This is a genomic window from Candidatus Nitrotoga arctica (assembly GCF_918378365.1).
In the GTDB taxonomy this organism is placed as follows: domain Bacteria; phylum Pseudomonadota; class Gammaproteobacteria; order Burkholderiales; family Gallionellaceae; genus Nitrotoga; species Nitrotoga arctica.
Window position 1 is genome coordinate 3,190,211 of sequence record NZ_OU912926.1, and the last position, 25,459, is coordinate 3,215,669.

General features: G+C 47.9%; 26 protein-coding genes. 13 read left to right on the forward strand and 13 right to left on the reverse strand.

Annotated elements, in window-relative coordinates; genetic code table 11:
• Position 1: 1 nt before the first annotated feature.
• The 12 genes from mraY to MKZ32_RS15530 all read left to right on the forward strand — a co-directional run bounded on the left by mraY (position 2) and on the right by MKZ32_RS15530 (position 12,964).
• A complete protein-coding gene (gene mraY / locus MKZ32_RS14745; RefSeq protein ID WP_239797961.1) occupies positions 2–1,087 on the forward strand; it encodes a phospho-N-acetylmuramoyl-pentapeptide-transferase in 1,086 nt (361 codons plus the stop codon).
• A complete protein-coding gene (gene murD, locus MKZ32_RS14750; protein WP_239798175.1) occupies positions 1,087–2,484 on the forward strand; it encodes a UDP-N-acetylmuramoyl-L-alanine--D-glutamate ligase in 1,398 nt (465 codons plus the stop codon). The genes mraY and murD overlap by 1 nt, the downstream gene beginning before the upstream one ends.
• Entirely contained in the window at positions 2,466–3,629 is a 1,164-nt protein-coding gene (gene ftsW, locus MKZ32_RS14755; protein ID WP_239797962.1) for a putative lipid II flippase FtsW, read from the forward strand. The genes murD and ftsW overlap by 19 nt, the downstream gene beginning before the upstream one ends.
• 111 nt (positions 3,630–3,740) lie before the next feature.
• Positions 3,741–4,802, forward strand: a complete 1,062-nt coding sequence (gene murG, locus MKZ32_RS14760) for an undecaprenyldiphospho-muramoylpentapeptide beta-N-acetylglucosaminyltransferase (RefSeq protein WP_239797963.1) — start codon at positions 3,741–3,743, stop codon at positions 4,800–4,802.
• Positions 4,799–6,217, forward strand: a complete 1,419-nt coding sequence (gene murC, locus MKZ32_RS14765) for a UDP-N-acetylmuramate--L-alanine ligase (protein ID WP_239797964.1) — start codon at positions 4,799–4,801, stop codon at positions 6,215–6,217. Before murG ends, murC begins: the two co-directional genes overlap by 4 nt.
• Positions 6,214–7,194, forward strand: coding sequence for a UDP-N-acetylmuramate dehydrogenase (murB, locus tag MKZ32_RS14770; RefSeq protein ID WP_239797965.1), 981 nt, complete (start codon positions 6,214–6,216; stop codon positions 7,192–7,194). The genes murC and murB overlap by 4 nt, the downstream gene beginning before the upstream one ends.
• Positions 7,187–8,134 carry a D-alanine--D-alanine ligase gene (locus MKZ32_RS14775; RefSeq protein WP_239797966.1) on the forward strand — a complete coding sequence of 316 codons (948 nt, stop codon included), beginning with the start codon at positions 7,187–7,189 and terminating at the stop codon, positions 8,132–8,134. Before murB ends, MKZ32_RS14775 begins: the two co-directional genes overlap by 8 nt.
• A 16-nt stretch (positions 8,135–8,150) precedes the next feature.
• Positions 8,151–8,924, forward strand: a complete 774-nt coding sequence (locus MKZ32_RS14780; RefSeq protein WP_239797967.1) for a cell division protein FtsQ/DivIB — start codon at positions 8,151–8,153, stop codon at positions 8,922–8,924.
• Positions 8,925–9,021: 97 nt separating this feature from the next.
• Positions 9,022–10,257 (forward strand): cell division protein FtsA, encoded by a 1,236-nt coding sequence (ftsA, locus tag MKZ32_RS14785; RefSeq protein WP_239797968.1) that lies wholly within the window; start codon positions 9,022–9,024, stop codon positions 10,255–10,257.
• Between the two features lie 79 nt (positions 10,258–10,336).
• Positions 10,337–11,494 carry a cell division protein FtsZ gene (gene ftsZ, locus MKZ32_RS14790; protein ID WP_239797969.1) on the forward strand — a complete coding sequence of 386 codons (1,158 nt, stop codon included), beginning with the start codon at positions 10,337–10,339 and terminating at the stop codon, positions 11,492–11,494.
• 268 nt (positions 11,495–11,762) lie between these two features.
• Complete coding sequence (gene lpxC / locus MKZ32_RS14795; protein WP_239797970.1) at positions 11,763–12,674, forward strand: UDP-3-O-acyl-N-acetylglucosamine deacetylase; 912 nt, start codon at positions 11,763–11,765, stop codon at positions 12,672–12,674.
• Positions 12,675–12,829: 155 nt separating this feature from the next.
• The gene (locus tag MKZ32_RS15530) at positions 12,830–12,964 is read left to right on the forward strand and encodes a hypothetical protein (protein ID WP_256449862.1); all 135 of its coding nucleotides are present in this window, start codon (positions 12,830–12,832) and stop codon (positions 12,962–12,964) included.
• Between the two features lie 377 nt (positions 12,965–13,341).
• On the opposite strand, the gene MKZ32_RS14800 is transcribed toward MKZ32_RS15530, so the two are convergent.
• Positions 13,342–13,743 (reverse strand): hypothetical protein, encoded by a 402-nt coding sequence (locus MKZ32_RS14800; protein ID WP_239797971.1) that lies wholly within the window; start codon positions 13,741–13,743, stop codon positions 13,342–13,344.
• A 509-nt stretch (positions 13,744–14,252) separates the two neighbouring features.
• Between MKZ32_RS14800 and MKZ32_RS14805 the strand changes: the two genes are divergently transcribed.
• Positions 14,253–14,771, forward strand: coding sequence for a cbb3-type cytochrome c oxidase subunit I (locus MKZ32_RS14805; RefSeq protein ID WP_239797972.1), 519 nt, complete (start codon positions 14,253–14,255; stop codon positions 14,769–14,771).
• A 419-nt stretch (positions 14,772–15,190) separates the two neighbouring features.
• On the opposite strand, the gene MKZ32_RS14810 is transcribed toward MKZ32_RS14805, so the two are convergent.
• The 12 genes from MKZ32_RS14810 to MKZ32_RS14865 form a co-directional block, all read right to left on the reverse strand.
• Positions 15,191–15,622 carry a hypothetical protein gene (locus tag MKZ32_RS14810; protein WP_239797973.1) on the reverse strand — a complete coding sequence of 144 codons (432 nt, stop codon included), beginning with the start codon at positions 15,620–15,622 and terminating at the stop codon, positions 15,191–15,193.
• A complete protein-coding gene (locus MKZ32_RS14815) occupies positions 15,619–16,959 on the reverse strand; it encodes a 4Fe-4S binding protein (protein WP_239797974.1) in 1,341 nt (446 codons plus the stop codon). Before MKZ32_RS14815 ends, MKZ32_RS14810 begins: the two co-directional genes overlap by 4 nt.
• Positions 16,960–16,966: 7 nt before the next feature.
• Positions 16,967–19,582 carry a fused MFS/spermidine synthase gene (locus MKZ32_RS14820; protein ID WP_239797975.1) on the reverse strand — a complete coding sequence of 872 codons (2,616 nt, stop codon included), beginning with the start codon at positions 19,580–19,582 and terminating at the stop codon, positions 16,967–16,969.
• Positions 19,583–20,250: 668 nt separating this feature from the next.
• Complete coding sequence (locus MKZ32_RS14825; RefSeq protein ID WP_239797976.1) at positions 20,251–20,637, reverse strand: hypothetical protein; 387 nt, start codon at positions 20,635–20,637, stop codon at positions 20,251–20,253.
• Entirely contained in the window at positions 20,637–20,858 is a 222-nt protein-coding gene (locus tag MKZ32_RS14830; protein WP_239797977.1) for a hypothetical protein, read from the reverse strand. The genes MKZ32_RS14825 and MKZ32_RS14830 overlap by 1 nt, the downstream gene beginning before the upstream one ends.
• Positions 20,859–20,887: 29 nt before the next feature.
• Positions 20,888–21,952: a formylglycine-generating enzyme family protein gene (locus MKZ32_RS14835; RefSeq protein ID WP_239797978.1), complete on the reverse strand. Its 1,065-nt coding sequence runs from the start codon at positions 21,950–21,952 to the stop codon at positions 20,888–20,890.
• Positions 21,953–22,423 (reverse strand): hypothetical protein, encoded by a 471-nt coding sequence (locus MKZ32_RS14840; protein ID WP_239797979.1) that lies wholly within the window; start codon positions 22,421–22,423, stop codon positions 21,953–21,955.
• The gene (locus MKZ32_RS14845; protein ID WP_239797980.1) at positions 22,420–22,908 is read right to left on the reverse strand and encodes a c-type cytochrome; all 489 of its coding nucleotides are present in this window, start codon (positions 22,906–22,908) and stop codon (positions 22,420–22,422) included. Before MKZ32_RS14845 ends, MKZ32_RS14840 begins: the two co-directional genes overlap by 4 nt.
• A gap of 5 nt (positions 22,909–22,913) precedes the next feature.
• Positions 22,914–23,183 (reverse strand): hypothetical protein, encoded by a 270-nt coding sequence (locus MKZ32_RS14850; RefSeq protein WP_239797981.1) that lies wholly within the window; start codon positions 23,181–23,183, stop codon positions 22,914–22,916.
• Positions 23,184–23,226: 43 nt separating this feature from the next.
• Positions 23,227–23,547 (reverse strand): hypothetical protein, encoded by a 321-nt coding sequence (locus MKZ32_RS14855; protein WP_239797982.1) that lies wholly within the window; start codon positions 23,545–23,547, stop codon positions 23,227–23,229.
• A gap of 247 nt (positions 23,548–23,794) precedes the next feature.
• Positions 23,795–24,460, reverse strand: a complete 666-nt coding sequence (locus tag MKZ32_RS14860) for a hypothetical protein (protein WP_239797983.1) — start codon at positions 24,458–24,460, stop codon at positions 23,795–23,797.
• A gap of 17 nt (positions 24,461–24,477) precedes the next feature.
• Positions 24,478–25,440 carry a cbb3-type cytochrome c oxidase subunit II gene (locus tag MKZ32_RS14865; protein ID WP_239797984.1) on the reverse strand — a complete coding sequence of 321 codons (963 nt, stop codon included), beginning with the start codon at positions 25,438–25,440 and terminating at the stop codon, positions 24,478–24,480.
• Positions 25,441–25,459: the final 19 nt, after the last annotated feature.

Genomic DNA, 25,459 nt, shown 5'->3' on the forward strand with positions numbered 1-25,459 from the left:
AATGTTACTTATATTCGCGCAATGGTTATCGCAATATGTCAGTGTATTCAGCGTTTTCAGTTACATCACACTGCGCGCTGTGCTGGCTGCAATAACTGCGTTATCTATTTCCTTCCTGGTCGGACCGATGATGATACGCAAGCTAACCGCCTATAAGATAGGCCAAGCGGTACGGGATGACGGCCCGCAGACACATCTGATAAAAGCTGGCACGCCAACAATGGGGGGCGCGTTAATTCTCACCTCGATAGCCATCACCACGTTATTGTGGGCCGATCTGAGCAACAGGTATGTATGGGTGGTGTTGCTCACCACATTGGGTTTCGGGGCGATCGGCTGGGTCGATGACTATCGCAAAGTAGTTCATCGCAACCCCAAGGGGCTATCTGCCAAAGCCAAGATATTGTGGCAATCCATCATTGCAGTGATCGTGGCCGCGTACCTGTGGCAACACGCCAGCCTGCCTGCGCATACCGAACTGATCGTGCCTTTCTTCAAGCATCTGGTATTTCCGCTCGCGGCATTCACATTCATTCTGCTGGCCTGCCTGGTTATCGTTGGTACCAGTAACGCAGTAAATTTGACCGATGGTCTGGACGGCTTGGCGATCATGCCCACGGTGATGATCAGCAGTGCGCTGGCGATCTTCGCTTATGTTGCGGGCCATGCAGTATTCGCCAAGTATCTTGGCATGCCGCATATTCCTGGCGCGAGCGAATTGGCGGTATTCTGCGGCGCAATTGCGGGCGCGGGGTTGGCTTTTTTGTGGTTTAACGCTTATCCGGCAGAAGTGTTCATGGGCGACGTAGGTGCGCTGGCGCTGGGCGCTGCGCTGGGCACGGTGGCGGTGATCGTGCGCCAGGAAATTGTCCTGCTTATCATGGGCGGAGTATTCGTACTGGAAACGCTGTCGGTGATCATCCAGGTGGCTTCTTTCAAGCTTACTGGCAAGCGTATTTTTCGCATGGCGCCGCTCCATCATCATTATGAATTGAAGGGCTGGAAAGAGAATCAAGTAGTTGTGCGGTTTTGGATTATTTCAATGATGTTGGTATTAATCGGATTGACTACGCTGAAATTACGATGATGCCATTAACAAATAAATCAGTGCTGGTGCTTGGTCTCGGCGAGACCGGACTATCGCTTGTGCGCTGGCTTAGTGCACAGGGTGCGCGGGTGCGTGCTGCCGACAGCCGTGACCTCCCTCCCTCTCTGGATGCATTACGCACTCAGTTTCCCGAGACAGAGCTGCACTGCGGGGTATTTCGCAGCGAATTGCTCAATGGTATCGATTTGATCGCTATCAGTCCAGGTATGCCATTAAGCAATCAATTGGTAGTGCAGGCGGTGGCACGTGGCATTCCAATAATGGGAGATATTGAATTATTTGCCAGATCATTGCCACAAGATAATTGCCCGAAAATTATTGCCATCACCGGTGCCAATGGTAAATCCACGGTAACCAGCATGGTCGGTGCAATGTGCCGTGCGGCAGGCTTGGACACGGAAGTAGCTGGCAATATTTCGCCCGCAGTGCTGGATGTGCTATTACAACGCCAAGGGCAGCAACCGGATGTTTGGGTGCTTGAACTTTCCAGCTTTCAATTAGAAACCACATCCTCTCTCAGTGCAGATGCAGCCACGGTACTCAACATCAGCGAAGACCATCTCGATCGTTATTCCGACATCAACGAATATATAGCCGCCAAGGCGCGCATCTTCCGTAACAATGGACAAAAAAGCGTGCAAGTGCTCAATCGCGATGATGAAAACAGTACTGGCATGGCGTTATCAGGACGCATACAAAATTCATTTGGTTTGAATACACCGCCTCCCACCGATAATGACTGGGGCATAGATAGCAGCAGCGAAGATGTATGGTTAATGCATGGCCAGCGGCGTGTAATGAATGCCAATGAACTGCGAGTGGCGGGGCTACATAATGTGGCGAATGCACTGGCTGCTCTGGCCTTGTGCCATGGCATAGATTTGCCGCTGACACCGTTACTGAATGCATTACGAGCTTTCGAGGGTTTGCCTCATCGCGTGCAGCCCATCGCAGAAATCAACGACATCGTTTATTACGACGATTCCAAAGGAACGAATGTCGGCGCTACCATAGCGGCGCTACAGGGTTTAAGACGGCCTGCCGTGTTAATTGCTGGCGGAGAGGGCAAAGGACAGGATTTTGCACCGCTCTATCCGGTAGTGATGCAGTATGCGCGCGCAGTAGTGCTCATCGGTCGCGATGCCGACAAGATTGCAGCGGTGCTACAGAATTGTGGTGTGCCTGTGGTTCATGCACAGACCATGGCCGATGCAGTACGTCAGAGTGCCTCTCTGGCACAGCCGGGCGACGCAGTCCTGTTATCGCCAGCCTGCGCCAGCTTTGATATGTTCCGTAATTACAGCCATCGTGCGGAAGCATTTATCGCCGCAGTGCATGCTTTGCAAGGGGATGCGCCATGCTCGCCGCAAGCCTGACCAGCCGCCACCATGCATTAGTGGAATATGACAAGACACTGTCGTGGATAACCATCGCGTTGCTGTCGTTCGGACTAGTAATGGTGTATTCAGCCTCCATCGCCACTGCCGAAGCAAGCAAGTTCACTGGCTTTCAGCCTGCATATTATTTGGTGCGGCATAGCCTGTATATTTTCGTAGGTATCATGGCCGGGGTAATGGCGTTCCAAGTATCGCTACAGAACTGGCAGAGATTGGCGCCCTACCTGTTTCTGCTTGGCGTGGCACTACTCATTTTAGTGCTTATCCCCGGCATCGGGCGCGAAGTAAATGGCAGCCGCCGCTGGCTCTCACTTTTCGTCATTAATCTCCAACCATCTGAACTCATAAAATTATTTGCCGTGCTGTATGCAGCCGATTACACCGTGCGCAAAGGTTTGCTCAAAGATCACTGGGGCCAAGCATTTCTACCGATGTTCGCGGTGATGGCGCTGGTCGGAGGCCTGTTATTGCTCGAACCGGATATGGGTTCTTTTGTGGTGATTTGTATTGTCGCGATCTCTATTCTGTTTCTTGGTGGTTTTAATATCAAAGTGTTCGCCGGATTGGTGATTGCCCTGCCTATCGCATTTGCAGCCCTTATTTTTTCATCACCTTATCGCATGCAGCGCGTAGTCGGCTTTATGGATCCATGGTCTGACCCTTACGGCAAGGGTTACCAGTTAAGCCATGCGCTGATCGCATTTGGTCGCGGCGAGTGGTTCGGCGTGGGGCTGGGCGGTAGTTTGCAAAAATTATTCTACTTGCCAGAAGCACATACCGATTTTCTACTCGCGGTCATTGCTGAAGAGCTGGGCTTCGTTGGTGTATGCATAGTTATCCTGTTATTTGCCGGGCTGATCATTCGCGCCTTCGCCATCGGCCGTCAAGCCGCCAATCTCGATCGCCAGTTTGCCGCGTTGGTGGCACAGGGTATTGCCGTGTGGCTGGGCGTGCAAGCAATGATTAATATTGGCGTAAATACGGGAGTATTGCCCACCAAGGGGTTAACCCTGCCCTTTCTTAGTTTTGGCGGCAGCAGCGTGGTAGTGAGTTGCATTGCGGCAGCGCTGCTACTCCGCATCGATTGGGAAAACAGACGAATGTTGAGAGGTCTGCCAATATGACTTTAATCATTACCAGAACCTCCCATCTTTCGTCTGTTTCAGTAAAAGCCAACATTCGCGTAGTTAATGTTATGTCGGGATTAAACCGTCTATGTGCCGGAGCTGCCAATCATGACGCGTAAGATCCTGATTATGGCTGGCGGAACGGGTGGCCATATCTTCCCAGCCTTGGCTGTGGCTGACTACCTACGCTCAAAAGGCTGGCGCATCATTTGGCTGGGCGCGCCCAAAAGCATGGAAGCACAGTTGGTACCTCAACATGGTTATGAAATGGCCAATGTGCGTTTCTCCGGTCTACGCGGAAAGGGACTGTTGCGCAAATTGATGCTGCCACTCAATCTGCTGCTGGCATTGGGGCAGAGCGGTGCTGCATTGTTTCGTCATCGTCCCGACGTAGTACTGGGCATGGGAGGTTACATCACCTTCCCCGGCGGAATCATGGCTGCATTGATGCGCCGTCCATTGTTGATTCACGAACAAAACTCTATTGCCGGACTGAGCAACAAAGTTCTGGCGCGATTGGCCGCAAGAGTGCTGAGCGGTTTTCCGCACGTACTGCCCGCAGCTGAATGGTGTGGCAATCCAGTACGCGACAGTATCACCATGCTACCCGAGCCACCTATACGCTACGCCGCACGTAGCGGCGTGCTTAACCTATTAGTGCTGGGTGGCAGTTTAGGTGCGAAGGCAATCAATGAATGCGTGCCGCAGGCATTGGCATTATTGCCACAGGCTACGCGTCACAATGTGTTACACCAAACTGGCAAACAGCATTTGGAGGCGGTGCGCACCGCCTACCAGCAGGCGGCAGTAAACGCCGAGTCTCAGCCATTTCTGGATGATATGGCACAGCACTATGCCTGGGCGGACGTAGTAATTTGTCGTGCTGGAGCCTTGACTATCGCCGAACTGGCAGCAGCCGGCGTGGCCAGCATACTGGTGCCATTTCCGTTCGCGGTGGATGATCACCAGACCGGCAATGCACGCTTTCTCAGCGAGCGCGGCGCGGCCGCCCTACTACCACAGACTGAATTGAAACCGCAGCCATTGGCAAATTTATTACAGGGAATAACCAGGGAACGCGCGCTGAACATGGCGCAAAGCGCACGCAAACTGGCCAAACCGGAAGCAACACTGTGCGTTGCGCAAGTATGTATGGAGTTGGCTGGATGAAACATAAAGTTAAACACATTCACTTCGTTGGCATAGGCGGCTCCGGCATGAGCGGAATAGCCGAAGTATTACTCAATTTGGGATATCAGGTGAGTGGTTCTGATATAGCTGACAACGCGATCACACAGCGTATGAAACAACTCGGCGCGACAGTGTATTTAGGACATGCCAATAGTCATGCAGCGAATGCTAATGCAGTGGTAGTGTCTTCCGCAGTGAATTCAGACAACCCGGAGATAGTGGCCGCGCGCGCGCACAATATTCCAGTGGTGCCGCGCGCAATGATGCTGGCAGAGTTGATGCGTTTACGCCAGGGAATCGCCGTGGCCGGTACACATGGCAAGACCACCACAACCAGCCTGACCGCGAGCGTGTTAGCCAAAGGTGGTTTTGACCCGACCTTTGTAATTGGCGGGAAGCTTAACAGTAGCGGCACCAACGCCAAGCTGGGAACTGGTGAGTTTATCGTAGTGGAAGCCGATGAATCGGATGCTTCGTTTCTGTACCTGCAACCCATCTTGGCTGTGATTACCAACATAGATGCCGATCACATGGAAACATACGAGCATGATTTCTCGAAGTTGAAGCAGGCATTCGTGGATTTTGTCGAACATTTACCATTCTATGGCATGGTCATGGTGTGCGTGGATGATGCCAACATACGCGACATTCTGCCCAGCATTAGCAAGCCAGTTACCACTTACGGTTTTGCCGAAGATGCGCAAATCCGCGCGGTGAATGTGCGCCACCAAGATGGCAAGATGCGATTTACCGCACTATGCCGACAAAACGGGCAGCCACGCGATCTGGATATCATACTCAATCTGCCCGGGCAGCATAACGTACAGAATGCGCTGGCAGCAATCGCCGTGGGGCTGGAAGTCGGCGTAGCAGATGATGCCATCATTAGCGCGCTCGGTGAATTCGAGGGCGTGGGGCGGCGTTTTCAGCGCTATGGCGAAATTCCACTAGCGGGCAGTGGTACCTTTACCCTGATCGATGATTACGGCCATCATCCCATCGAAATACTGGCGACAGTAAATGCTGTGCGCGGGGCATTTCCGAGGCGGCGTTTATTGCTGGTGTTTCAGCCCCATCGCTACACGCGTACGCGTGATTTATTTGAAGATTTCGTCAAGGTATTAAGCGGGGTGGATGTGCTACTGCTAGCCGAAGTATATGCCGCAGGTGAGGCACCCATCGTAGCAGCTGACGGGCGAGCATTAACACGCGCGTTACGTGTGGCCGGGCAAAACAAGGTGCTGTTCGTGGAACAAATTCAAGATATGCCGCAGGCCATTCTGAATATGGCACAAGCCGGTGATGTGATCGTAACGATGGGAGCGGGTTCGATCGGTGGAGTAGCGAACACGCTAAAAAATATAGCCACAAGTATTGGCGCATCTCCTAAATGAACATGATCGAGCCCGCACAATTTATTACAGAAGCGTTGCGCGGAACGCTACGCAGCAACGTCGCCATGTGCCACCACACCAGTTGGCGTGCTGGTGGCCATGCTGAAAGAGTCTATCAACCCGCTGATTTGGCCGACTTGATTGTTTTCCTGCGTACCTTGCCAGCAGATGAGCTGGTAGTCGCAGTGGGATTGGGCAGCAACCTATTGGTGCGTGATGGAGGTCTACGCGGCACGGTGCTGCTGTTACATGCGGCGCTCACCGAAATGCGTATAGAAACGGATGGATCGATCTATGTGCAGGCTGGTGTATCCGGTGCCAAGCTGGCTCGCTTCGCAGCAAAGCATAACCTGAGGGGTGCGGAATTTTTCGCCGGAATACCCGGCACACTGGGCGGAATGTTGGCAATGAACGCTGGCTGCTACGGTAGCGAAACTTGGAATGTGGTGGCAAATGCGCAGACGCTAATGCGTAGCGGAAAACTATTGGAACGTGAGCCGGATGATTATGAGATTGGCTATCGGCATGTTGTGTTGCGAAAGAAGGGTAAATATCTTGAGCACGACGACCACATCCCTAATTCCTTGCCTTTTTACCAAGAGGAATTTTTCGTCGGCGCGAGACTGCGCTTGCCAGCTAGTGACGGCGAAATCGCTCGCCGCGAGATTAAGTCGCTGTTATCCAAGCGCATTGCCTCCCAGCCCTTAAACCTGCCGAATGCTGGCTCAGTGTTCCGCAATCCGCCAAATGATTATGCGGCACGTCTGATCGAGCAGTGCGGGTTGAAAAGCTTGCAGATCGGCGGTGCGCGCGTATCGGAACAGCACGGCAACTTTATCGTAAACGTGGGCGGAGCCACGGCGGAAGACATTGAAAATCTGATTAACAAAGTACAGGTGAGTGTGCAACACAAGACCGGCATTTGCCTGCATCCGGAAGTGCGAATTATCGGCGAGTACGCAAACACTCATGAATAACCAATACCTTTTCCCACATTCCTTGCCCCCTGCACAACATGGAAAAGTTGCGGTCTTGTGTGGCGGGCGCTCTGCCGAGCGCGAAATCTCGCTCAAGAGTGGTGCAGCAGTGCTGACCGCGCTACTGAAAAGTGGGGTTAATGCCCAGCCATTTGATCCTGCCGAACAGGATTTACATAAGCTGCTGGAGGATGGTTTTCAACGCGCCTTCATTGCGCTACACGGACGCTTTGGCGAAGACGGCACAATGCAAGGCGCACTTGAATTGATGAACATACCCTATACCGGTAGCGGGGTGTTGGCTTCAGCGCTAGCCATGGATAAGTGGCGCAGCAAATTGGTGTGGCAGGCTGCAAGGTTGCCTATTCCGGCTTATGAGATGCTCGATGCAGCCAGCGATTTGGCTGCGATAGTGAAACGGCTGGGGTTGCCGCTATTCATCAAGCCAGCCAATGAAGGTTCCAGTGTGGGCATCAGTAAAGTGAAAGAGGCCAGTGAACTGCAAGCTGCATATGCAGAAGCGGCGAAACACGACAAATTGGTAATTGCGGAGGCATTTATTAGCGGGGGCGAATACACGGTCGCCATCCTTGGTGAGCAGGCACTGCCAGTAATTAAGATAGAGCCAGCCAATGAATTTTACGACTATGAGGCAAAGTACTTGCGCAACGATACACGCTATCTGTGTCCCTCTGGTTTGTCGCAAGAAAATGAAGCCGAGATGCAACGGCTGGCACTACAAAGCTTTGCACTGATAGGAGGCGCCGGCTGGGGACGTGTGGATTTTTTGACGGATGAGACTGGACAGCCTTTTTTGCTGGAGATCAATACCGTGCCCGGCATGACCGACCATAGCTTGGTGCCGATGGCGGCACGTCAGGCAGGAATGAGTTTCGAACAACTGGTGCTAACCATATTGGATTTGACCCATGTGGGATAAGCCGGAGTCGTTACGCATGATATCCAGCGCACTATTCGGCATTTGCTTCGTACTGGTTTCATATGGCGCGTTGCACTATGCGTTGCACATGCCAGTGTTTGCGCTACGCGTCATATCTATTAGTACAGCGCCGCGCCAGGTGGTTCCTGCTCAGATTGAGGCTATGGTACGCAATGAATTGCACGGTAATTTTTTCACTCTAGATTTGGAACGTACGCGGCGGGCTTTTGAGAGCATTCCCTGGGTGCGTAAAGTAAGCATACGGCGCCATTTCCCCTGGCGACTTGAGATAAGCTTGGAAGAGCATGTAGCGCTGGCACACTGGAACAATGCAGGGTTGGTAAGCACCCACGGCGAAGTGTTTTCGGCTGAAACGGACAAGCTATTGCCGAAATTCATCGGGCAGCCCGATGGCGCAGCCGAAGTGACCCAGATGTATGTCGCATTGACTGAGCAGCTTGCACCGCTTAAGCAGGAAATTACAGAAATCAGCTTGTCCCCGCGCCGTTCCTGGCGATTGCGCCTGAACAACGGCATGCTGCTGGAATTGGGGCGTGAGCAGTCAAAGCAGCGCTTGGCGCGCTTTGTGGCAGTGTATCCATATAGCCTGATGCCCATGCAACAAAATTACGAACTTTTACATGCGGGAAAAGCTCCGCATCAAAATGGACTGCAACGCAGGGCAGAATATGTGGATTTGCGTTATCGCAATGGCTTTGCCGTTTACCTGTCGAGTACAGCAAACGGTCTGGGCATGGTCGGGAAAAAAAGTAATGTAGGGCGAAGCTAAATTCGACAGAGGATTTTTCTCATAATGGAACGCGTATTTTAGTACATGCATCGTCCAAACAACACAACGCAAAAAGTTTAGGCAGTGGAGAAATGTAATGAGTAATAGCAGGGAAAACAAGAATTTGATCATAGGGCTGGACATCGGCACTTCCAAGATTGTCACTATCGTCGCCGAGGTCAAGTCGGAAGGAACCATGGAAGTCATTGGCGTAGGAATGCACGAATCCTCCGGCATGAAGAAGGGAATGGTGGTCAATATTGATGCGACAGTGGCAGCGATCCAGCGAGCACTGGGTGATGCCGAGTTAATGGCTGATTGCAAAATTCGTGAGGTTTACACGGGTATCGCGGGCAGCCATATTAAAAGTTCCAATGCCAATGGCATGGTCAAGATTAAAGATCGAGAAGTTGCGCAGGCTGACATCGACCGAGCAGTTGAAACCGCCAGCTCGCTAAGCTTGCCTGGCGACCAGCAGATATTGCACATTTTGGAACAGGAATTCAGCATCGATGGGCAAGGGAATATCAAGAAGCCGCTGGGTATGAGCGGTATGCGCCTTGAGGTCGAGGTGCATATCGTAACTGGTGCGGTCGCAGCGGCACAGAACATCATGAAATGCGTGCACCGTTGCGGGCTGGAGGTGCGAGAAATGATCCTGCAACCGTTGGCATCCAGCAAGGCGGTGCTGTCGGACGATGAGAGAGATTTAGGCGTGTGCTTAGTGGACATCGGCGGCGGTACTACCGATGTGGCGATTTTTACGGGTGGCGCGATTCGTCATACCGCCGTCATTCCGATTGCAGGTGACCAAATTACGAATGATGTCGCAATGGCTTTGCGCACTCCGACTACCGATGCCGAAGACATCAAGATCAAATATGGCTGTGCTCTGCGCCAGCTCGCTGACGATGGCCCGATCGGAGTCCCCGGAGTCGGTGAGCGAGGTGTACGTATGTTGTCGCGGCAAACCTTAGCAGAGGTCATTGAGCCACGCGTGGAGGAGCTCTATATGCTGGTGCAGGCTGAGTTACGTCGCAGTGGATTCGAAAATTTGCTGTCCTCGGGCATCGTCATCACTGGAGGTAGCAGCGCCATGCAGGGCATGGTGGAACTGGGTGAAGAAATATTCCATATGCCGGTGCGTTTAGGACTGCCGCGCTATATAGGAGGACTATCTGATGTGGTGAAAACACCCCGTTTTTCCACCGGTGTTGGCTTGCTGCTCTATGGATTGGAGCAGTACCAGCACAATCAGGCTGCGCGTCAGCGCTCGAATTCTTTCAGCGAGATGCTGAACAGCATGAAAGCATGGTTCAAAGGAAATTTTTAGTGGACTAATTTCTAGCTGAGCATAACCAAGTAGATCATTAAGTGTTTGAATTTATATCGTAAACAAAAGGGAGAAAACAATGTTTGAAATCGAGAATGTACAACTTCAGGACGCGGTAATTAAGGTTATAGGCGTGGGCGGCTGCGGCGGCAATGCAGTGGATCATATGATTGAAAAAGGCGTACAGGGCGTAGAGTTCATCGTCATTAATACCGATGCCCAAGCACTCAATCGCAACAAAGCACGCACTCAATTACAAATAGGTGCCACTATTACCAAGGGACTAGGTGCGGGGGCCATTCCGGACGTTGGACGAGCCGCTGCCGAGGAAGATCGCGAGCGCATTGCCGATTTGATCCGAGGTGCCAATATGATATTTATCACTGCAGGAATGGGTGGCGGCACGGGCACCGGCGCGGCACCCGTAGTAGCCCAGATAGCCAAGGAAATGGACATCCTCACCGTGGCCGTGGTGACCAAACCATTTCTTCACGAAGGCAAGCGCATGCGTTTGGCACTAGCTGGCATCGAAGCACTGTGCGAGTCTGTGGACTCACTTATTATCGTGCCAAATGAAAAATTGATGACCGTGCTGGGCGAAGACACTAGTTTACTGGATGCATTCAGCGCCTCCAATAGTGTGTTACAGGGTGCAGTGGCGGGCATCGCCGAGGTAATTAATGTACCCGGCCTGATGAATGTGGACTTTGCCGATGTGCGCACCCTTATGTCTGAAAACGGCATGGCGATGATGGGATCGGCTACTGCTTCTGGATCTGATCGCGCTAAAGTTGCGGCCGAACGCGCCATGTCCAGCCCTTTGCTGGAGGATGTGAACTTAGCAGGCGCGCGCGGTGTGCTGATAAATATCAGCTCCAGTAGCAAACTCACCCTGAGAGAATTCAGGGAAATTACCAACAGCGTGCAATTTGCCATTGAAGAAGCCACCGTAATAGTCGGCTCTGTGTTCGATGAGAGCATGGGTGACGAACTGCGAGTGACCATTGTGGCAACTGGCTTGGGCTCGCCGCTGGAACGTAAGCAAAGTAAGCCCGAACTTGTATATGGGCAACGCACAGGCACGCATAACGAACCAATCTTCGCGGTCAATTATAAAGAGCTTGAAATGCCGGCAGTAATCCGTAATGGCCGTCACCGCGAAGCAGTCGAAGCGATGAAACAGTCTGGTGTTGACACACTGGATATTCCATCCTTTCTGCGCAAGCAAGCAGATTAATACCGTTCTAGGAGCGCGAGCATCCCATCTTTAATTGGGCGTTGCGATCAGTAGACACAAAGGCAGAATAACGAGTAAGAGACTTGCTTCAAAGAATGGGAAATCACTTTATGGTAATTTCCCTGCGTTTGATTCATCTGCGTATCGAATTGACACACTGCAATATGGGCGCGATTTGTTTAGAAGTTCTTGTATAACACCGGTATAAACCGGTGCCAGAATGAACTATGTTAAAATTTAAAATTATTTATAAGCCTTTTAAAGCAACATGGTTAACCAACGCACATTAAAAAATTCGGTGCAAGCTACTGGGGTTGGGCTGCATACTGGTGAGCGAGTTAATCTTACCTTGTCTCCTGCACCTGCAAACAGCGGCATCGTATTCCGCCGGGTTGATGTTGTGCCGGTGGTGGTGATACGCGCTGAAGCGCATGTGGTGCAGGATACCCGCTTGTCCACCTGCCTGGAAGTAAACGGCACGCGTATAGCCACTATAGAACACCTAATGTCCGCTTTTGCCGGGCTAGGCGTGGATAATGCTTTTGTTGACTTGACGAGCGCAGAAGTACCCATTATGGATGGGAGCGCCGGAACATTTATTTTCCTTTTGCAATCTGCAGGCATCATCGAACAATCTGCGGCAAAAAAATTCATCCGCATAAAAAAAATCATAGAGATCAAAGACGGTGACAAATGGGTGCGCTTCGAACCATTCAACGGCTACAAACTTAACTTTACTATTAATTTTTCCCATCCTGTATTTGCCTCTACTAAACAACATGTAACGATAGATCTGGGGGAACATTCTTACATCAAAGAAGTAAGCCGCGCCCGTACCTTCGGCTTCATGCATGACGTTGAGAATATGCGGGCTCAGGGATTGGCGCTGGGTGGCAACTTGGACAACGCCATCGTGATGGATGAATATCGCGTCATCAATCCAGATGGGTTGCGCTTTGAGGACGAGTTCGTCAAGCACAAAATACTAGATGCCATTGGCGATCTATATTTGCTCGGACATCCGCTGATCGGCGCTTTCTCTGGTTATAAATCTGGCCATGCTCTGAACAATGCCTTGCTACGCACCTTGCTTGCTGATGAACAAGCGTGGGAATTCGTGACTTTCAACAAGACTGAGGAAGCGCCGGCATTCCTGCGTTTACAATTGCAGACTGCCTGATTCTTCATCAGGCAACCGCCCCTTCACCGACGAGCTGAGTAAAGATTAGGGAAGTTAAATTCACCGAATCAACTGTAAGGACAAATACTTTGCTCATTTTGCGTCTGCTACTCGTCCTGGCCGCTCTCTTCATTATCTTTTCCGGTGGAGCGTACATGATTACCCGCAATCGCCGCTATCTAAATCTCGCGTGGCAGATAGTACGCTTCGTGATTTTCATGCTGTTGATATTTGTTGTGCTGTTTTTGTTGGAGCGTTACGTTTTAATAGGTTGGCGCATTTTTGTTTAAGATTAGCTACCCTGAATAACCAGAAAAAATTGCGTATTTATTTGTTTTAATAGGTAATAAAGAGATAACTGAATCGGCACCTTGACCTGTAGGAATTGACAAGCCGAATATTAAGATAGGGCAGACGAACAGTTTGTCAACCCGTTCCCCGGAGAAAGGTCGACTAGCCCTCTCCGATCTGATTGATGGGGGTTGCACAATCTGAAGTACATCTAGCCTAGCGGATAAACAAAGGCGCTCAGCGAATTAGCATTATTCTGAGGGATGCTATGAGCGCGTATCGAAACAGAGCAAATTTGCTACTGAGAAGAGCTTAAAGTGCATATCTAAAGCAAAATAGACCCACGCTTAACATGGAAGATCAGAAGTTACACAACTCAATGTATTGAACTTCCAGAATCTTTATCGAGATGTTGCATAAGCTTTGCAGCAGCCTTAAGCACATCGTCGAGAGGAATAATAAATGTTAGTTCAACCTCCCCCATAAACACCCGTAAAGCGCATTCAGTAGCAGTTCGGCCAATAGCTAATTCGATATGCTGTGCTGGGAGTGCATTCTTTGGACCAGACCAAGTTTGTACTTTTAAATCCGGTTCTTTTGCCCATTTCGAAGCAAGTCCAAGAACTGGGTATATAAGAGCATTCAATCCTTCTGGGTTGATAATAAATTCTGTTTCAGTGCCATTAGTATCTGTTAGTGCAAGGCAAATTACATTGTTTGTATCGGTAGGATATGTGCGAACTGAAGCTATTGGTCTTAATGGTTTTTCGTTTGACATTTTTTTCCTACGGTAGGAGTAATAATTTATATCTTAACATTTAGTTGCATAACACCCCGCTAGGAACACAACCGTGACGAAGTATCACCAAGAGAGAAATATACTGACCAGAATTAAACTAGTAATATAATTTACATAAATATTATATTGTGTCTGAGTCAGGCATGCAATGCTGGTTGTGAGAAATACTTGCGCGTCGAATGTCTTTTAGATACACTTAACTATTAGGTAATAATGGTTATTATAAATAACGATACATAAGGAGTAATATCATGGAAATATTGGTTCCCATAGTGCTTTTCGGCACTGGCATTATTGTCGCCACAATCTTGGCTGGCTTAGGTATTGAACGGATTATAGAAGGTCAAAAAGGTAATAAATAAATATTACTCAGCTTCTATTACAAATACAAATTCTCAAAACGATAAAAATCGTTATCCTGTTATTCGCTCAAGCACGGCCATATGCGGCCGTGCTTTCGTTATTGAAGCATCACACCGACACTTCCCATGCGTTTAAACAACACTGAGTTCGCCCACTTAATTAAGTTTTTGTTGGTTTCCACAATTTCTTTTTTCTTCGGTGCAATGCATGGCATGTTGCAAGTGATTCCGTCAATACGAGCTTGGCTGGATTCTATCGGCAGCCCTTACGGTGGCCCTGGGCACATGATAGATCCCTTGGCACATGCACACATAAACTTAATCGGAGGGCTAGTGATATTGGCAATGGGAACCATGTATTATTTGCTCCCCATTATTAGCGGAAAAGCAATTTACTCTATACGTTTGATAAACCATTCGTTTTGGTGGACAACTATCGGAGTATTTTATTTTTACACTACGCAAGTAGTATTTGGCATCCTGGAAGGAAATTTATTACTAGAAAATAACCTGCAAGCTATGGCACAAGTACACCGCTTTTATGGACCCATCGTAGCCAGTTCAGGAATGATCATGGCGACAGGTTTTTGCATCTATCTTGCTAATGTCTTACTCACACTTAAAAATAACGACCGGAATCCTTAAAAACTATTTATTGCTAAGGCGATAAGTTCAGCGGGAAGCGCAGAACTCCTTCAGCGCCGTTGCGTTTTATTTGCACCTGTAACACGGACCTGGTGCCTAGGGTAACTTTAGCCGCCCTGCGGTAAACACCTACTTCCCCATCTTGTATTGCTTGTATCCATTGATCTTGGTCGTCAGTGCGCACCGAAACCATAATGTCATGGACTGGTCCACGTTCACCAGTCACTATCACCAAAAACTCGTTTATTCCAGGACGCGGTGGACTGGGCCTTGATTCAACTCGTACCTCCGCACCCTGCCATTTTTGCGGTTGCGTATCAGCAACTTGGTCTCTGCCACATGCGGTTAGCAGCACCAAAAAAAACAACTTAATATATTTTACATATGTACTCCGCAGTCGGCTAACGGGGGTATGCGAATTATTTTTCTGCATTGAGCTCATGGGATTGTTCTTTATTATTTTTATCTGAATCCAGCTTGCCACCCATAGACGATCCATATAGATTTACCATGAAACGAACAAATGCACTTCCGGCAGCAACATAAAATAAAGCGATGATAAACCCCCAGTCCACCCAAGGGCGCTCATCACCCGGTCGGAGACCCCAAAATGGGAAACTCAAACCCACCGCAACCAGTAACACCGCAACAGTCACTCCTACAAACCAATAAGGTATCTTTTTTTGCGATTCAGGGATGGTTTCTACCAATTCCCAATCTTCAAGCCCACGTTTGGCCATACGTTCTTCATCAGAAGCATACCCAAAATGGTCATCCGGCTTCTCACCCCAGCGCGGCTCATCTACTTGCGATAAACCTCGATCTTTTTCACCCATATCGCTGGCGATCATAGCTTTCTCCTTTGTTCGGAAAAATGTTGAACAGGGAATCGGCCCATCCAGGTATCACCTGCAGAAACTTCAACTACAACAGAATGTAAGCCTCGTGGCAAATCTTGCGCGATGGAAAGAATAAGCGATTCTCGCCCGACTGGTGGTAATTTAACGTTCTCAGCGCTGAGCCGATAACTGTCCGGCGGCAAGCCTAACACACGTACGTGTAGCTCCGCTGAGTGATACAGTTTGTTGGAAAGCGCAATGCGATATTCTTGAACCGTACGACCTTGCTGGATATCCGCATTGCCCACTACTACATGATAAGGTTGATATGACCATAATCCCCAAATAAACATCACCGCACCCAATACCACGAAGGGGGACGTCCAGCCCATTCGGGCAAACAAAGAAATTGCGACGCCACGAAATTTATTTACACTTTTATTCGTGCGTTCAAGCATATCAAAACGTAATAACCCAGGAACTCCTTGTTTATTATGCAAGCGATTACAAGCATCAACGCAATCGCCACAATTGATACAACTGTCATAAATATCAGTTTTGCGCGGATCCAGATCGATAAAACAAGAAGTGACACAATAATTACATTTGGCGCATTCATCGCTGCGGCTGGCATCGTATGCTATATGCAAAGTCTGCTTGGTTTTAAACGAATGCATCCAAACTCTGTAAATACAGGCGTAGCGGCACCAGAAATGTCTTATTAACGCAATATCTATGAAAACGATCACGACACATACCGCATAAATCCAATGCAACGATCCCGCTAGCTGGGTATTTTCTTGCAGTGTTACGAAAGACCACACCACACTTGGCTGATAGAAATAAAATAATGGGATTAGCGCAAAAAACATAGCCGCCCCAAAAAATGCAACGCCGAGCAACATCCAATTCATGATCTTATTCTTGGCACCCGCCACGCGCGGCGCTTCGCCAGTTAAGCTTACCTCGGCATGCTTACCTAATAGTTTGTGCGTAAGATTGTTAGCCCACTCGGCCATACTATTTTGAGGACAAACCCAACCGCAAAACACAGTACCTGCAGTCGAGTACAGTAACACCAAACTACTCGCCAAAAAAAGCCATGCCCCGGTTACCAAGGAAAAATCAGCCAGCCAGATTTGCCTATCAAGCACAACAAAAGCGGCCGCACCCGGATCAATCCGGAATAGGCCGCTAGCCGGAATTAGTACAACAAGTACCAGTACCAGCATCTGCACTAACCGCCGCTTCCAACGGAATTCGGAATGAGTTGGCTTGGAACCTACGACCGTGCCGATAACCTTGACCGGGATACTGGAAATGGATTTATACTTGACGCCGCTGGCCATAATTCAATTAATTCCCTGTCGTATTTGCTTCACGGTCAAGCGGGCTCAGCTCCAGCAAGTGCGCACGACTCAATTCCGCGTGTGCATCACCCGCATTCCGCTCAATTCGCCACAATGCACGCACCGCTTCTACGTGATATGGATTAAGACGCAAAATTTTCTGCAACGCCTCTTTCTCACTCAATCCATGCTCGCGCGCCTGTGCTAAAGATGAAAACATATTATCAGCCAACGCATAAGCAATCCAGCGATCTTTTGCATTCGCCTTATAAGCCAGATGCGTCAGCTGGTTAGCCTGTTGCGTTGCGCCACGCGCAGCCGCAAGCCAGCTTCGCGTCATCAGCTCGCTGGCTACGTAAGCGCGTTCGAAAGCCTCTTTATCGTGGTCACGAATGCCAAGCAAATTTGCAGCAGCTTCCATTTTCGGCCTGGTTTTAAGCAAAATCTGTAATAATTTTGCCACATCTAATTCACCAGCGTAGCGCGCGCGTGGCAGACGAAATTCAATCACTGGCGACCACTCATCTTGCACTTGTTCCTGACTAACCGGCAGTGGCCCCCAATAGCGTCCGAGCCAAGTCCACCCCCCTTCGCCAGCAGTCGCCTCATCCTGTTGCCCCAAGGACAAACGCTGCAAATTATGCAGCAACCCCTGCGCCCCCATAAACTTCTGCTGTGGACCGACCAAGGCTAGATGCATTCCATCGAGAAATATTTGCGCATCTGGAAAAACCCGTCGAAAGCTATTAAAAATTACGTTCAAAGATTTGTTGTCAAATTGATTGAGTGCCAACCACTGAACAAATAGTCCATTTTCGCTTAAGCGATTACGCACGCGCTGAAATTGCTGGACTGATAATAAAGAACTTGAACCTGCCAAATCCGGATGAAACACGTCGCCGATTATGACGTCGTATTGATCCCGACTCGCGCTTAAAAAATGCCGTACGTCGTCACGTTCCACTTTAGTTTGACGCAACACGTTGCGATTTAATGGGGCGAACCAACTCACTGCGGATTCAATCGCACCCTGTGATAGTTCAACAGCACTACGCTTTAAATTTGGAAACGCTAGCGAACCAGCCACAGAAATTCCAGTACCTAGCCCGAGAAATAGCACCGAACGAGGCTGTTCATGCAACAGTAACGGAAGACGCGCTTGATTGGACTGCACGAATACCGCCGTAGGATCAGTTGAAGCATCCATTCTTTGTAAGTCAGTCAACAATACACGCTGCCCGTCTTGTTGCTCCACCACATGAGTCATCGAAATGGCGTCTTCGTAAAAATATAAATCTCTGCTTCCCGCTTGCGCCTGCGGCAATAACATATTAACTGGCGGTAACTTTACAACTGGCCATGCTGCCATTAAAAAAACTGGTACGGCAAGCCATGCGATACGCGACTGCGCCCAAGTTAAACCCACAATCAACAATACCGAAGCTGCCACCGCCACCGTAGCAGCGCTGCCCCAAAGCGGAATCAATACCACCCCTGCAACTACCGCGCCGAACGCGGCACCCAATGAATTAGCTCCATACAACCATACCCCACCGCCATTCGAGCGGCCATTTAACAAAGGCAGCCAAGCTCCAAGTGCCACGGTAACTGGCAGAGTTACCAGCATGAGTAATAACCCCTGCATTCTCAATGCTTCAAATAAAGAAGCAAACTCAGCTCGCTCCACCCATGCCGAAAGTGCAGGTAACAACCACAAACTCAATACGGTAAATCCTCCGGCAGCAATGGGCAAGATTACAAACCATACTTGCCTGTGCTGGCGTGGCACGATCAAGCTGCCGCTACCAATGCCCAACAGAAATGACGCCAAAATCACTGCCAGCACGTACTCGGTGCGTAGCATCACCATGCCGAACAGGCGCGTCCAAGCTATTTGCAAGATCAGACTTGCCGCACCGATTGCGGCATAGGCGAACAGAAAAGTTAGACGTGGTCGACTTGCCCTAACACTTCTCTCGGTAACCTGCACTGTGGTGTACCGCGATGAAAGCAGCAACAGCGCAACAGCTCCCAAACACCCAATCGCGGCAACCACTCTGACTGCCCAGACCCAGCCCAAAGCAGGCAGCAACCAAAGTGGTAACAGTGCGCCGCAAGCAGCACCTAGGGTATTTAAACCATAAATCTTCCCCAGTCGCTCTGGCCTATTTCCCAATGATGCTAAAATCAATGGAAACCCTGCTCCCATAATAAAAGCTGGGAACAGCAACAAACACAATGCAACACTAGCAATAAGGCCATACCATTGAAATAACGAAAATTGAGCAGCCGCGCCTTCCATTCCCACCGATGTCATTTGCAGAATCAGGGGCAAGAGTAAGGCGTAAACAGCAATACCCCCTTCCAATACAGCAAGCAACAACAACGGTCTTTTGATTTGGGAAGCCCGGTGTACCGCAAATAAACTTCCCGCTCCCAACCCTCCCATAAATGCGGCGACAGTCAGTACCACCGCAAAAATACTCACACCGAATTGCAAAGAAAGTATGCGCGCCCACAATACTTCGTATGCCACGCTAGTCATACCAAATAACCCATACAGCGCTGCCAGTGGCCAATAATTACGCTTTGGGATTAATGATTGTGACTCTTTCACCAGCATGAACTAACCTTAATGTACTGTAATATAATTAAAACAAATATTGATAACAGCGCAAAAATGTGCAATTTTAATTGTTAAGTAACAACTTAGTATATCCGCATAGTTTCCAGTGAGCTTCATATAAGCGGCAATATCTTTAGCTTTCCCGCAGTGGAACAACTTGCGGATGGGATAGCCCTGAGAATTACGGGAGTCCACATGCGTTTGCTTTAATCGCCTGGATTGAAGCCCTGGTCAGTCGCATTACTGATGAAATGGCGAGCCAAATTTAGCACGCTCTATAATTGCAGGTGCAGCATGCACGTTATTTTTTGACTGGTTCTAATAGACTATGAATTCGCACTGACCATCTACACATCGAAGTATCACTGCGGTGTAGCGATAACACCCGTTCGATGAATTTTTTTTGATGCGCCAAACCAAACTGATTTTGAGTTTCATCTGGTGCACAAGGAGAATGCATCTACTATCACAGCAAATTCATCGAAGATCCAGCTAACCGGACAGTGGGAGCAGGGCAGAAACATCGTTCAACACGCACCAACGCAACGCTCAAAACAAACTAAAAAATATCGAAGCATGAATAGTGTTTCATTGAAATTGTTTGATAAGCAACAGATACGGGGCTAAGCGTCGACAAAAATAGGCCACATCGTTTTGTAATTGAATCAGAAGGGATAAAACCAAATAACGCCGACAATTGCGTGTACAAAAGCCAGTGTAATAGTAAGCCCGGCAGAAATCATATGTAGCACGAATACTTGCTTACCATATATCCCCATAGCAATGCCCAGCGCGCCAGTAATTAGGAGCAAAATTAACAATGGCACACCCAACAAAAACATCGTCAAATGTTTTTTTTGGATGGTTGAGGGCCTATCTGTTTTAATCTGGCTGGCTTGCTGTTCAAACGCCTCCATCACCTTAGAACTATCGCCTTTTTGATCGTTATCTTCAGCTCGCGCGTTTGGTAGAGCAAGCATCAAAAATAACACCGCTGTAATCAGCCAACATGCTAATAGACATGGATAAGAGCTACCCTTTGCACTCGCCATTATTTATCACTCTCGACTGAAACTGCCTGCTGCTCTTTCGGATCGGTTTTGCTTTCCGCGTAATGCCATGTCAACACCGCAATCAGAATAAAAGGAACAAAAAGAATACCCAGCAGAAATAAAAAAATAAACCAGAGCGTATCAATATGCACATGAAGAAAACGGTAGCTATCCACTGCATAGCTCATTTTTACCGAAGACAATGTGAGACCAAGAACCATTCCTAGGCGCCACAAAATTTTGAGCACTCTCACCCTTTTTTATCCTTTACCTCGAGATTACTCGCACAGCGAAATCCAAAAAAATCAGAAGCATAGTTTGCAAAAGCGAAATTTCGATGGAATACTGCGGAGGAGAATGGGTCCCCCTTCCATGAGCCACCACGCAATACTTTATAGCTTCCCCCAGTCGGCACAACGTCAACCTCTTTTTTATTTGTCGCCCGCACGACTTTTCCTTTAAACAAATCCGACGGCGCGTCAGATCCAGGATAGGGTGCAAAATCATCCGCTGTCCACTCATTTACGTTACCCGCCATATCCATTATTCCATATGGACTAACTCCATTGAGATAAGCATTCACGTTGGTTGTCGAACCTACATTGTAATAAGTATTTAACCGCTCCGGTTCCATTTTGTTACCCCACGGCCACCGCCGACCATCCGTTCCACGCCCAGACTTTTCCCATTCCGCTTCAGAAGGAAGCCGCTTGCCTGCCCACTTCGCGTACGCTGTTGCATCATACCAAGACACCATAGTAACTGGGCGCAACATTTCGCCTTGAGGAATTTTTCCTTTTTTCCAGTTTAGCGGCGGACGGTGTGAAGTAGCGACTACAAATTTGGCATATTGTGCATTAGTTACAGGGTATTTATCTATCCAGAAGGCAGGTAATTTAACTGTATGCTGCGGACGATTTTGTACATCTGCACGTTCTAAATCTGTACCCATCGAAAAAGCTCCCTCAGGGATTAATACCATACTATCTACTTCCAGCCACTCTTCTTTGGAGAGCAAACTTTCAATTTCTATCGCACTATATCCTACCGTATGATTTTTATCGGCCTCATGCACACTATGCAATACTAAATCTTCACCAGCAGCGCGTATGTGGGATGATTCATCTTTCAATTCGTAAGTTGCACGCGTGCGCATTTCACCCATACGTTCGAACCCCTGATTTACCACATACAGGGTAATTCCAATTGCTAACAAGACGAAGCAAATTACAAAAGTAGCCGATAAGTAACGTTTACGACGTGCATAATCTACAGCAGGAAGTACAGTTTTTCTGTTTGCAGAAGTAACCGCCATCTAAATATCACTTTCTTTGTTGTCGGAACGTTGCTTATATAAAAGAACTCGCGGACTTCGTCCGTAAGTGCCTTTTACCATAATTTCACCCATGACCCCACCGAATGCTGCCGCGGTCATAACGACAGTTACAAACAAACCCCACAGGCCAAAAGGAATTAGCGATGCATCTTCCGGAACTGTATTGAAATAAATACTTTCCACGTAACTAATCGATTTAACTATTAACGGAGGGAAGTAACACAACCATTTGCCGCCAAGTCCAAAAATAACAGCAACCAATACGCCGACAAAAAAAGGTAACACCAGCATATCTATGACCCACAGCCCATTAAAGTCAAGAATGCCGCGAAATAACTCGATTTTTACTCCAAGTAAGCGGTCGCCGAAGTAATTCAGCGCACAACCCATGATAACTGCCACGACCCCGCTGAAAAATCTGGCTTTGGTCAAAGGCGGCAGTCTACTCATGGACGATATTCTTGACCTGTAAGTATTTCATGTTCGGCTTTACGTGTTTCTTCGAGATACCAATCTTGCACCTTCAGGTTTGCCATATAGCGCGCCAAAAGTCGTCGTTCACTTTCCGACAGTTGCACATAAGATGGCATTTGATATTCCCTCTTCAAACGGGATGGCAATATTGCCTGAGGATTTATGGCTGAAAAATACTGGTAAAACCAGTCTTCGCTACGCAAAGAACCGATACCATCCAATATTGGGGCCGGGACGGCTTTCATAAGATCACGCACCGTCCACAATGAATGGCAGCTTTTACAATTTTGCTGGCGATAAATATCCATAGCAGCGCGTTCGAGAGTAGCTGATGCAGTGCTGTAATAGGGAATACCTTTATCGACTTCCTGAATAGTATTGAGACGCCATAGATTACGTCCCATAAAACCTACAACAACAATCGCAATTACTATAAAAACAATTTTTTCGCCTAGTTTCATTGGTCCTATTGCTTTTCTTTTTCCTGACGCTTTAATACACGTTCCCGGCTTTGCATCTGTGTGGCATTTACCTCGCGACTTTTTGCATATTCTTGAGGTGACATTTTTTCTTTATCACCTTCATCAAATACTAAATACTTGATGTCTTCATCGAATTGCTCATTCTTCACCCCCCACCTAATCCAATAAATGACAGCAATAATAATCAATCCGCCAACAATAAGCCAAAGGTAAATAGACCATCCATCATCCATTGATTGCAAGTAGTTTTCCATATTTCCTCCATCGATCGTTAGGTAGCTCCCCTAATGAGTTAGTCTAATAAAGATATCCGCCTAGCATTTGTAGCCCACCAAAAATGACTGCAACTATGATGCCTAAAATTATTAATGCAAACATCACTTTCTCCCCAGATCTCATCGTTTTTGGTGCATGATTGCCGAACATAACCATATAAACAATGCCAGAAAATACTAAAACTCCCAACAGCATAAAAAAAAACACACCCGCGCTAAATTGTTGGCTGCGCATACCTTCTATGCTTAAATCTAATTTAGGTGAATACGCTGTATTAGCTAATATATGTAACACACTGTCTAAATTTAATCTTTCAAGAAATGAATAAATAATTGTCTCCACTCATTCCGAATGAATCTCTATAAAAAGATTATGCCGCCTATACGGCGGCATACCTTATTCATTTAGCTTTCTAGCCGAAATATTAACTCTTATTCGATCTTATTTGAGGACTTTTCTTATCATAATCGTCCACAAAGAAGCTATAAAAAAATGGAGCAAATGTTGCAAATGCAATTACTGCCGCGAATACGGTAGGTGCATAGTCATAATCTATCATAATAGTGCCTCCTGTAATATCATTTAAAAACTAAACGTTATGTCGTCTGTCACCGTGACGTTGATCATGATCGTGATGACGAGGCTGCCAGGTATATGGAGGCAACCGCTTCACAGTAACTGTTACGCCAACAAAGAACATCGTAAGATAAAATAGGTCAATTAAATATCCTTTATCCCACCAAGGCTGTTGACGCTCTCGTTTACCATTAGCACGATAATTACCTTCAAAATTAGCGATTTTTACCTCTGGACCAACAACAGTGTAATCCTTAAGATCTACATCTGGAATCTTCATTATTTCTTCGATTTGTGGTTTGAGAACACGTAAATCACTCATAGTCACCGGATGTCGATCCTGCTGACCTTTCAATGGACTGTCTTTATTAATCTCAATAATACGTTTCATTGCTGCATCATCGCCTTGAGCTTCTTGTATCGACTGGATTTCCGGATTATCCATAACTTTAATAAAGTCAGCATAGATCGCAGCTGTGGGACGCTGTCCCCAAAGCGGGAAAGTAGTCAAAAATGCCGTTACGACAGTTAACATAACAAGAATAACAACAGGCACCGGTAACCGATTGTTATCCTCTGTCATACCACCAAGATCTTCAGCTTCCCAAAGTGCTTTACTTCGTTCTACAGTATTATCAACTGACAAACTAACCAGTGGAGCATTAAAAACCCAAGTCATTTCATGTCCCCCTTAAATTATTTCAGATTTATAACAAAATCAATCAAGTTTCGAATTTCGCTATCTTTAGCGTACATAGGCACATCTGGGGGAGTAGTGATTTTTCCTTCCCGATATTCGTCGTACTCAGAACGCCATTTATTGTAATCAATTTTTTTGCCATTTACGTCCACCTCACCCCATAAATAATCAAAACGGGGCATAATAGAATGGGGTTGTACTAAACGCGGATTAAAGAAATGCAGCATCATCCACTCTCTAGACGAATTGCGCGATCCTACGTGCAACAAATCTGGTCCTTTGCGGTCAGATCCAAATGCTGTTGGAGATTCCCCATTAAAGTCACCCAGCATCGGGGGAGCACCAAACACCTGCCAATCTTGCGTTTGTTCAGGCAACAATGTATGACACCACCAACAACCCTCACGTACAAACATGGTTTTTCCAGATCCGGCATGTAAAATATCTGCATCCGCAGCAAGTTTTAAAACCTCGTCTGGAGTCCAGCCTTTCGTGGCAGTCGCATTTTCTATATATGAAAGTGGTTTACCCTCAAAAGTCTGCAATTCATCACTTTTCTTAATTAGGAATACGGCGCCGCTTTCTTTTTTTGCTTCATTTACGCGACCTTGCTTGACACTAAGCTCTTCTACCCCTTTACCCAAATTAGCCGTATGCGTCACTCCATTGGGCAATGACGTGCCTGCAGGATATACATAAGCATATACTGGCTCCATTGACTCACCGCTTTTCGGATCTTTTCTGACCAGCACTTTCAATGGCTTATTCAAGCCCTTCAGCACTGGATCTGCAAGTTGCCACCCCGAATCCCATCCTGAAGTTAATTGCTTATCCAAACCAACCTCGGAGACCACTGAAGCCGCAAGATCAAAACTTGGAAAAAACAAAGTTATACTCATTGACAATCCGAATGCCATCCCAAACGCTCTGGAACCGATTCTATACTCTCTAAAATTCATAATTTTCTCCCCAGATTCT

Bases quoted from the DNA above. Each gene is read 5' to 3' on its own strand.
- mraY (WP_239797961.1), top strand. From the start codon at position 2: ATGTTACTTATATTCGCGCAATGGTTATCGCAATATGTCAGTGTATTC.
- murD (WP_239798175.1), top strand. From the start codon at position 1,087: ATGCCATTAACAAATAAATCAGTGCTGGTGCTTGGTCTCGGCGAGACC.
- ftsW (WP_239797962.1), top strand. From the start codon at position 2,466: ATGCTCGCCGCAAGCCTGACCAGCCGCCACCATGCATTAGTGGAATAT.
- murG (WP_239797963.1), top strand. From the start codon at position 3,741: ATGACGCGTAAGATCCTGATTATGGCTGGCGGAACGGGTGGCCATATC.
- murC (WP_239797964.1), top strand. From the start codon at position 4,799: ATGAAACATAAAGTTAAACACATTCACTTCGTTGGCATAGGCGGCTCC.
- murB (WP_239797965.1), top strand. From the start codon at position 6,214: ATGAACATGATCGAGCCCGCACAATTTATTACAGAAGCGTTGCGCGGA.
- MKZ32_RS14775 (WP_239797966.1), top strand. From the start codon at position 7,187: ATGAATAACCAATACCTTTTCCCACATTCCTTGCCCCCTGCACAACAT.
- MKZ32_RS14780 (WP_239797967.1), top strand. From the start codon at position 8,151: ATGATATCCAGCGCACTATTCGGCATTTGCTTCGTACTGGTTTCATAT.
- ftsA (WP_239797968.1), top strand. From the start codon at position 9,022: ATGAGTAATAGCAGGGAAAACAAGAATTTGATCATAGGGCTGGACATC.
- ftsZ (WP_239797969.1), top strand. From the start codon at position 10,337: ATGTTTGAAATCGAGAATGTACAACTTCAGGACGCGGTAATTAAGGTT.
- lpxC (WP_239797970.1), top strand. From the start codon at position 11,763: ATGGTTAACCAACGCACATTAAAAAATTCGGTGCAAGCTACTGGGGTT.
- MKZ32_RS15530 (WP_256449862.1), top strand. From the start codon at position 12,830: ATGATTACCCGCAATCGCCGCTATCTAAATCTCGCGTGGCAGATAGTA.
- MKZ32_RS14800 (WP_239797971.1), bottom strand. From the start codon at position 13,743: ATGTCAAACGAAAAACCATTAAGACCAATAGCTTCAGTTCGCACATAT.
- MKZ32_RS14805 (WP_239797972.1), top strand. From the start codon at position 14,253: ATGCGTTTAAACAACACTGAGTTCGCCCACTTAATTAAGTTTTTGTTG.
- MKZ32_RS14810 (WP_239797973.1), bottom strand. From the start codon at position 15,622: ATGATCGCCAGCGATATGGGTGAAAAAGATCGAGGTTTATCGCAAGTA.
- MKZ32_RS14815 (WP_239797974.1), bottom strand. From the start codon at position 16,959: ATGGCCAGCGGCGTCAAGTATAAATCCATTTCCAGTATCCCGGTCAAG.
- MKZ32_RS14820 (WP_239797975.1), bottom strand. From the start codon at position 19,582: ATGCTGGTGAAAGAGTCACAATCATTAATCCCAAAGCGTAATTATTGG.
- MKZ32_RS14825 (WP_239797976.1), bottom strand. From the start codon at position 20,637: ATGGCGAGTGCAAAGGGTAGCTCTTATCCATGTCTATTAGCATGTTGG.
- MKZ32_RS14830 (WP_239797977.1), bottom strand. From the start codon at position 20,858: ATGGTTCTTGGTCTCACATTGTCTTCGGTAAAAATGAGCTATGCAGTG.
- MKZ32_RS14835 (WP_239797978.1), bottom strand. From the start codon at position 21,952: ATGGCGGTTACTTCTGCAAACAGAAAAACTGTACTTCCTGCTGTAGAT.
- MKZ32_RS14840 (WP_239797979.1), bottom strand. From the start codon at position 22,423: ATGAGTAGACTGCCGCCTTTGACCAAAGCCAGATTTTTCAGCGGGGTC.
- MKZ32_RS14845 (WP_239797980.1), bottom strand. From the start codon at position 22,908: ATGAAACTAGGCGAAAAAATTGTTTTTATAGTAATTGCGATTGTTGTT.
- MKZ32_RS14850 (WP_239797981.1), bottom strand. From the start codon at position 23,183: ATGGAAAACTACTTGCAATCAATGGATGATGGATGGTCTATTTACCTT.
- MKZ32_RS14860 (WP_239797983.1), bottom strand. From the start codon at position 24,460: ATGACTTGGGTTTTTAATGCTCCACTGGTTAGTTTGTCAGTTGATAAT.
- MKZ32_RS14865 (WP_239797984.1), bottom strand. From the start codon at position 25,440: ATGAATTTTAGAGAGTATAGAATCGGTTCCAGAGCGTTTGGGATGGCA.